Here is a 7,661-nt window from a genome sequence, read left to right as displayed (position 1 = left end):
CGGCGGGGCGCGGCTGCGCCGTGCTACTCAATCGGCGGGGCGCGGCTGCGCCGTGCTACTCAATCGGCGGGGCGCGGCTGCGCCGTGCTACTCGGTCGGCGGGGTGCGGCTGTGCCGTGCTACCCAATCGGCGGGGTGCGGCTGTGCCGTGCTTACTCAGTCGGCGGGGTGCGGCCGCGCCGTGCTACTCAGTCGGCGGGGCGCGGCTGCGCCGTGCTATTCGGTCAGCGGGGGCGGGGCCTCAGGTAGAGGGCCGCCAGCGGGGGGAGGGTCAGCTCGACCGAGGCCGGACGGCCCGACCACGGCACCGACTCGGCCTGCACGGTTCCGAAGTTGCCCACGCCCGAACCGCCGTACTCGAGTGCATCGGTGTTGATGATCTCGTCCCACGCGCCGCCGAAGGGCAGCCCCACGCGGTAGGGGCCCACAGGGGCGCCGCTGAAGTTCATCAGCACCGCGATCGGGTTGCCCTCGGCATCCCACCGCAGGAACGACACGAGGTTCTTCTCGCTCGAGCCGCCGTCGATCCATTCGAAGCCGCCGGCCTCGTTGTCACGCAGCCAGAGCGCGGGGTTCTCGCGGTAGACGCGGTTCAAGCTCGACACGAGGTGCAGCAGCGAGCGGTGCACGGGCTGGTCGAGAATCCACCAGTCGAGGCCGCGCTCTTCGCTCCACTCGGAGGGCTGGCCGAACTCCTGGCCCATGAAGAGCAGCTGCTTGCCGGGATGCGCCCACATGAATCCGAGGTAGGCGCGCAGGTTCGCGAGCTTCTGCCAGTGGTCGCCCGGCATCTTCGACAGCAGCGAGCCCTTGCCGTGCACGACCTCGTCGTGCGAGATCGGCAGAATGAAGTTCTCGCTGAACGCGTACAGAAACGAGAACGTGATCTCGCCGTGGTGGTACGAGCGGTACAGCGGGTCGGTCTCGATGTAGGCCAGGGTGTCGTGCATCCAGCCCATGTTCCACTTGATGCCGAACCCCAGGCCGCCCTGATTCGTCGGGTGCGTGACGCCGGGCCAGCTGGTCGACTCCTCGGCGATCATCACGATGCCGGGGTAGCGCCGGTAGGCCGTCGCGTTGACCTCCTGCAGCAGGCTGATCGCCTCGAGGTTCTCGCGGCCGCCGTACTGGTTCGGCAGCCACTGGCCCTCTTTGCGCGAGTAGTCGAGGTAGAGCATCGAAGCCACGGCGTCGACCCGCAGGCCGTCGATGTGGAACTCCTCGAGCCAGTACAACGCGTTCGCGACCAGGAAGTTGCGCACCTTCGAGTCGCCGAAGTTGAACACCAGCGTGCCCCAGTCGGGCTGCTCGCCGCGGCGGGGGTCTGGATGCTCGTACAGGGCGTCACCGTCGAACTTCGCCAGCGCCCACTCGTCTTTCGGAAAGTGGCCCGGAACCCAGTCGAGCAGCACGCCGAACCCCGCCTGGTGCAGGCGGTCGATGAGGTACCGCAGGTCATCCGGAGTGCCGAAGCGGGCCGTCGGGGCGTAGTACGACGTCACCTGGTAGCCCCACGAACCGCCGAACGGATGCTCGGCCAGCGGCATGAACTCCACGTGCGTGAAACCGAGCTCGTTCAGGTAGGCGATGAGCTGGTCGGCCAGCGAGCGGTAGTCGAGGCCCGGACGCCACGAGCCGAGGTGCATCTCGTAGACGCTCATGGGGGAGTTGTGCGGGTCGCGCTCGGCGCGGGCACGCAGGTAGTCGCCGTCTGACCACTCGTAGTGCGACTCGGTGATGACCGACGCGGTGAGTGGCGGCACCTCGGTGCGGCGCGCCATCGGGTCGGCGTGCTGCACCCAGCCGCCGTGCTGCGCCAGCAGCTCGAACTTGTAGGTGCTGCCCGGCTCGAGGTCGGGAATGAAGACCTCCCAGACGCCGGTGGCGCCCAGGCTGCGCATGGAATGGCGTGTGCCGTCCCAGCCGTTGAAGTCGCCGATCACGCGCACGGCGCGGGCGTGCGGGGCCCAGACGGCGAACGCCGTGCCGGCGAAGGCGGCCTCGGCGCCGTAGTGCGTGCGGTAGTGGGCGCCCAGAACATCCCACAGCTGCTCGTGCCGGCCCTCGCCGATGAGGTGCAGGTCGAGCTCGCCGAGGGTGGGCGAGAAGCGGTAGGGGTCGTCGGCCGTCCATGTCGAGCCGTCGTCGTAGGTGGCCTCGATGAGGTAGTCGTTGATGCCGGTGAGGGTGAAGCCGTGCCAGATTCCGCCCCAGAGATGGGTGAGCTGCACGCGGGCGCCGTTCGACAGCACCGCCACCACCTCGCGCGCCAGCGGGCGCAGAGTACGGATGACCGTGATCGGGTCGCTCACACCCTCACCCTTCACGAGGTGCTGCCCGAGCACCTTGTGGGGGTCGAAGTACGAACCGGTGGCCACCTGCTCGAGCACCGATTCGGGCACCTGGGGGAGGCTGAGGGTGGTGAGCCCGTCGATCTGTGACATCAGAGGTCTGCGCTTTCGGTCGAGAGAGAGGAGTGCTGGTCGAGTAGCGGCGCGGAGCGTCGCTGGTTGAGTAGCGGCGCGCAGCGTCGCGTATCGAAACCGGGGTGCGTGGGGGTTTCGATACGCCTGCGCCTGGGGCGCTGGCTACTCAACCGGCGGCGGTGGGCCGTCGCGGGAGTGGGCCGCTGGTTGAGTAGCGGCGCAGAGCGTCGCGTATCGAAACCGGCGGGCGTTGGGGTTTCGATACGCCTGCGCCTGGGGCGCTGGCTACTCGACCGGCGGAGGAGGGTCACGGGGTGGCCTCGGGCGCGGGGGCGGCCACGGCATCCGGAGCGTCGTCGGCATCGGTGCCGTAGTGCACCTTCAGGATGTGCACGGGCTCGCCGAAGGCGTTCAGGCGCACGTAGTTGTCGGCGCCCCACTGCCAGGTGGCCCCGGTGATGAGGTCGGTGACGCCGAACTGCGCGCCCGGCTCGAAGCCGAACTTCGTCACGTCGAGCCGCACCGTGGTCTCGCGCACCGACCACGGGTCGACGTTCGCCACGACGATGATGCCGTCGGCCTCACCGCTGGCGGTGAACTCGCCCGCGATGTACTTGCTGTAGACGAGGATGGAGTCGTCGTCACTGGCGTGGATGTCGAGGTTGCGCAACTGCTGCAGCGCGGGGTGCGCGCGCCTGATCTCGTTGAGCTGGGTGATGTACGGCGCGATCGACGTTCCTGCAGCCTCCGCGGCGGCGAAGTCGCGCAGCTTGAGCTCGTACTTCTCGTTGTCGATGTTCTCTTCAGACCCCGCGCGGGCCACGTTCTCGATGAGCTCGTAACCCGAGTAGACGCCCCAGGTCGGCGACCCCGTCGCGGCGATGGCGGCCCTGATCTTGTACGCCGGCCGACCGCCGAACTGCAGGTAGGCGTGCAGAATGTCGGGGGTGTTCACGAACAGATTCGGGCGGAAGAACGCGGCAGTCTCGTGCACGAGCCCGTCGAGGAACTCCTCGAGCTCCTCCTTCGAGTTGCGCCAGGTGAAGTACGTGTACGACTGCTGGAAGCCGACCTTCGCGAGCGTCTGCATGAGCGCCGGTCGGGTGAAGGCCTCGGCGAGAAAGATGACGTCGGGAAACTCGAGGTTGATCGTGGTGATGATCCACTCCCAGAAGTCGAGCGGCTTGGTGTGCGGGTTGTCGACGCGAAAGATGCGCACACCGGCCTTGATCCAGAACTTCAGAATGCGCAGGGCCTCGGCGCGGATGCCCGCCGGGTCGTTGTCGAAGTTGATCGGATAGATGTCCTGGTACTTCTTCGGCGGGTTCTCGGCATACGCGATCGAGCCGTCGGGCAGGGTGGTGAACCACTCCGGGTGGGCTTTGACCCACGGATGATCGGGGCTGGCCTGCAGCGCGAAGTCGAGTGCCACCTCGAGGCCGGCCTTCTGAGCGGCCTGCACGAAGATCTTGAACTGGGCGACCGTGCCGAGGTCGGGGTGCACGGCATCGTGCCCGCCGGCCGACGAGCCGATGGCCCACGGCGACCCCGGGTCGCCCTCCTTCACCGTGAGGGTGTTGTTCGGCCCCTTGCGGAAAGCCTCGCCGATGGGGTGGATCGGCGGCAGGTACAGCACGTCGAAGCCCATCGCGGCGACCTCGGGCAGGCGCCGGGCGGCCGTGCGGAACGTGCCGCTCGTGATGCTGCCGTCGGCGTTGGCCACGGCACCCACCGAGCGGGGGAAGAACTCGTACCAGGCACCGTACCCGGCGCGCTGCCGCTCGACCTTGAGGTCGTGCCACTCGGAGTAGGTGTCGAGGCTCGCGATCGGCAGGCGGTCGACGGCCTCGAGCACCGCCGGCGCCGTCGCCGCAGCCAGTCTGTCGTCGGCCGGAAGGGTCGTGTCGGCGACGAGCAGCGCCAGGTCGTCGAAGAGGGCGCGGTCGGCGGCAGGGCGTGCCGCATGCGAGCCGGCGCGGACGAAGAGCTCGCTCGCGATCAGGAACATCAGCTCGACGTCGATGCCGGCCGGCACCTTGATCGCGGCGTTGTGCTCCCAGGTGGCGTAGTCGTCGCTGAAGGCGTGGATGCGGAAGCGCCACGAGCCCGCGACCGGCACGTGCGCGAGACGCTGGTAGCGGTCGATGCCGCTGCCGATCATCCGGAGCCCGTACGACGCGGTCGCCCCCGACGGGTCGACGAGTTCGACGCGGGCGCCGACGGCGTCGTGGCCCTCACGAAAGACGGTGGCGCCGAACGGGATGACCTCGCCCGCGTAGGCCTTCGCCGGCCATCGGCCGCCCGAGACCTGCGGAAACACGTCGACGATCGGGATGCGCCCGATGATGGGTTCGAACGCGGGCGCGGGCTTCTCGGCGACCGCTTTCGCCGACGTTCTGGCCGACGCCTTGACTGCTGGTTTAACCACTGACTTAGCCACGATTCGACCGTACCAACAAAGACCGCCGGGCTGCTCGCAATCGTGCACCCCTTGCGCGTTTAGCGTTCGGTAACCTACCTGTTCTAGGCTGGCGCGACAGGTTGTTCCACGCGCTACCGTCGACACCCGTGACGGCACCGTGAGTACCCGAAGGAGCCAGAGCACGTGAAAGCGATTCGCAGATTCACCGTCAGGTCTGTTCTGCCCCCCGAGCTGTCGGCGGTCGGAGAACTGGTCGCCAACCTGCGGTGGTCGTGGCACGAGCCCACCCGCAAGCTCTTCGCCCACATCTCGCCCGACGACTGGGAGGCGACCGTGGGCGACCCCGTCGCCCTGCTCGGCGCGGTGAGCCCCGACCGGCTGAAGCAGCTGGCGGCTGACGAGGGCTTCGTGTCGTGGGCGAACAGCCTGCGCGACGACCTGCATCGATACGTGAACGAGCCCCGCTGGTACCAGGGTCTTGACGAGCCGAAGCCGCACAGCATCGGCTATTTCTCGCCCGAGTTCGGCATCGCGGCGGCGCTTCCGCAGTACTCGGGCGGCCTGGGCATCCTGGCCGGCGATCACCTCAAGGCCGCGTCAGACCTCGGCGTGCCGATCATCGGTGTGGGGCTGTTCTACCGGGCCGGGTACTTTCGGCAGGCCATCTCGCGCGACGGCTGGCAGCAGGAGAGCTACCCCGTGCTCGACCCCGACGGGCTGCCGCTGAACGTGCTGCGCCTCGCCGACGGCTCGCCCGCGCAGGTGGTGCTCGCCCTGCCCGACGACCGGGCCCTCTACGCCCGCATCTGGCAGGCGCAGGTGGGGCGCATCCGGTTGCTGCTGCTCGACACCGACATTCCCGACAACGACGACGACCTGCGCTCGGTCACCGACCGGCTGTACGGCGGCGGCGGCGAGCACCGGCTGCTGCAGGAGCTGCTGCTCGGCATCGGCGGCATCCGTGCGCTGAAGATCTTCGCCGAACTGACCGACACCCCCGAACCCGAGGTCTTCCACACCAACGAGGGGCACGCCGGCTTCCAGGGGCTCGAGCGCATCTGCGACCTGATCGGCGAGGGCCTGTCGTTCGACGTCGCGCTGCAGGTCGTGCGGGCCGGCACCGTGTTCACCACCCACACGCCGGTGCCGGCGGGCATCGACCGGTTCGACGCCTCGCTCGTCGAACGCTACTTCTCGACCGACCTGCTGCCCGGGGTCGACGTGTCGGCCATCCTGGCCCTCGGCAACGAGGTGGCCAACGGCGGCAGTCCCGGCATGTTCAACATGGCCGTGATGGGGCTCCGGCTCGCCCAGCGCGCCAACGGCGTCTCGCTGTTGCACGGCGAGGTCAGCCGCGGCATGTTCGCAGGGCTCTGGCCGGGATTCGACCAGGCCGACGTGCCCATCACCTCGGTCACCAACGGCGTGCACGCCCCCACCTGGACTGACCCGCTGCTCACCGAACTCGCCGAACGCCGCCTCGGCACCTCCGACACGGCGCACGCGAACTGGCTCTCGTCAGACGTGAGCGACGAAGACCTCTGGGCGGTGCGCAACGACATGCGGCGCCAGCTGGTGGCGGATGCCCGGCACCGGGTCACCGAGGCGTGGCTCGAGCGCAGCCCGGGGTCGATTCCGCCGTCGTGGTTTCGCACGCTGCTCGACCCCGACGTGCTGACGATCGGATTCGCCCGGCGGGTTCCGACCTACAAGCGGCTCACGCTGATGCTGCACGACCCGGCGCGGCTGAAGTCGATTCTGCTGAACCCCGATCGGCCCGTTCAGATGGTGATCGCGGGCAAGTCGCATCCGGCCGACGAAGAGGGCAAGCGGCTCATCCAGAAGCTGGTGCAGTTCGCCTCAGACCCCGAGGTGCGGCACCGCATGGCCTTCCTGCCGAACTACGACATCGGCATGGCGCAGAAGCTGTACCCCGGCACCGACGTGTGGCTGAACAACCCGCTGCGGCCGCTCGAGGCGTGTGGGACATCCGGAATGAAGGCCGCCCTCAACGGTGGCCTCAACCTGTCGATTCTCGACGGCTGGTGGAACGAGTACTACGACGGCGAGAACGGCTGGGCGATTCCCACCGCCGACTCTGCCGACACCCCCGAAGAGCGCGACCAGCTCGAGTCGGAGGCGCTCTACGACCTGATCGAGCACCAGGTGGCGCCGCGGTTCTACGACCGCAACGCGCAGGGTCTGCCGCAGCGCTGGACCAAGTCGATCCGGCACACCCTCGCCACGCTGTCGCCGTCGCTCTCGGCCGACCGCATGGTGTCAGAGTACGTTCTGCGGCTCTACCTGCCCGCGGCTGCGGCGGCCACGGTCATCGAGGGGCACGACTACTCGCCCGCCGTCGAACTCTCGGAGTGGAAGGAGCGCGAGCGCGCGGCGTGGTCGTCGGTCGCGGTCGTGCACGTCGAGTCGGGCGGGCTCGACGACACGCCCCAGGTCGGCGACGAGCTGCAGGTGCGGGCGCGCATCCAGCTCGGTTCGCTGACGCCCGACGACGTCGCGGTCGAGGTGGTCTACGGGCACACGACCACGGGGGATGCCCTCACCGACGTCGCCTCGGTGGCGCTCTCGCCCGCGCAACTGCCCACCAACACCACCCCGATCACGATCGTGAACCCGGGGTCGGCCCACACCGACTCCGACGGGCTCTGGGGCTTCTCGGGCACCGTGGTGCTCGGGCGTGCCGGCTCGTTCGGGTACACGGTGCGCGTGGTGCCGAAGCACGCCAACCTGGCCTCGGCGGCCGAGCTCGGGCTGATCGCCTCCGCCCGCTGACCCCCCGCTGGTTGAGTAGG

Annotated in this window: 3 protein-coding genes; 1 reads left to right on the top strand and 2 read right to left on the bottom strand. The window is 68.8% G+C overall.

Features of this window, described 5'->3' with window-relative positions:
- Nucleotides 1–224: 224 nt before the first annotated feature.
- Together glgB and V3W46_RS01375 are read right to left on the bottom strand one after the other, a co-directional pair.
- Nucleotides 225–2,444 (bottom strand): 1,4-alpha-glucan branching protein GlgB, encoded by a 2,220-nt coding sequence (gene glgB / locus V3W46_RS01380; protein WP_331781291.1) that lies wholly within the window; start codon nt 2,442–2,444, stop codon nt 225–227.
- Between the two features lie 289 nt (nt 2,445–2,733).
- Nucleotides 2,734–4,854, bottom strand: a complete 2,121-nt coding sequence (locus V3W46_RS01375; RefSeq protein ID WP_331781290.1) for an alpha-1,4-glucan--maltose-1-phosphate maltosyltransferase — start codon at nt 4,852–4,854, stop codon at nt 2,734–2,736.
- A 177-nt stretch (nt 4,855–5,031) separates the two neighbouring features.
- On the opposite strand from V3W46_RS01375, the gene glgP reads away from it, so the two are divergent.
- The gene (gene glgP, locus V3W46_RS01370; RefSeq protein WP_331781289.1) at nt 5,032–7,641 is read left to right on the top strand and encodes an alpha-glucan family phosphorylase; all 2,610 of its coding nucleotides are present in this window, start codon (nt 5,032–5,034) and stop codon (nt 7,639–7,641) included.
- Nucleotides 7,642–7,661: the final 20 nt, after the last annotated feature.

Source organism: Subtercola sp. YIM 133946 (assembly GCF_036553535.1).
Lineage (GTDB): Bacteria > Actinomycetota > Actinomycetes > Actinomycetales > Microbacteriaceae > Subtercola.
Note: the sequence above shows the minus strand (reverse complement) of the source record. Positions and strands in the feature narration are given on the sequence as shown.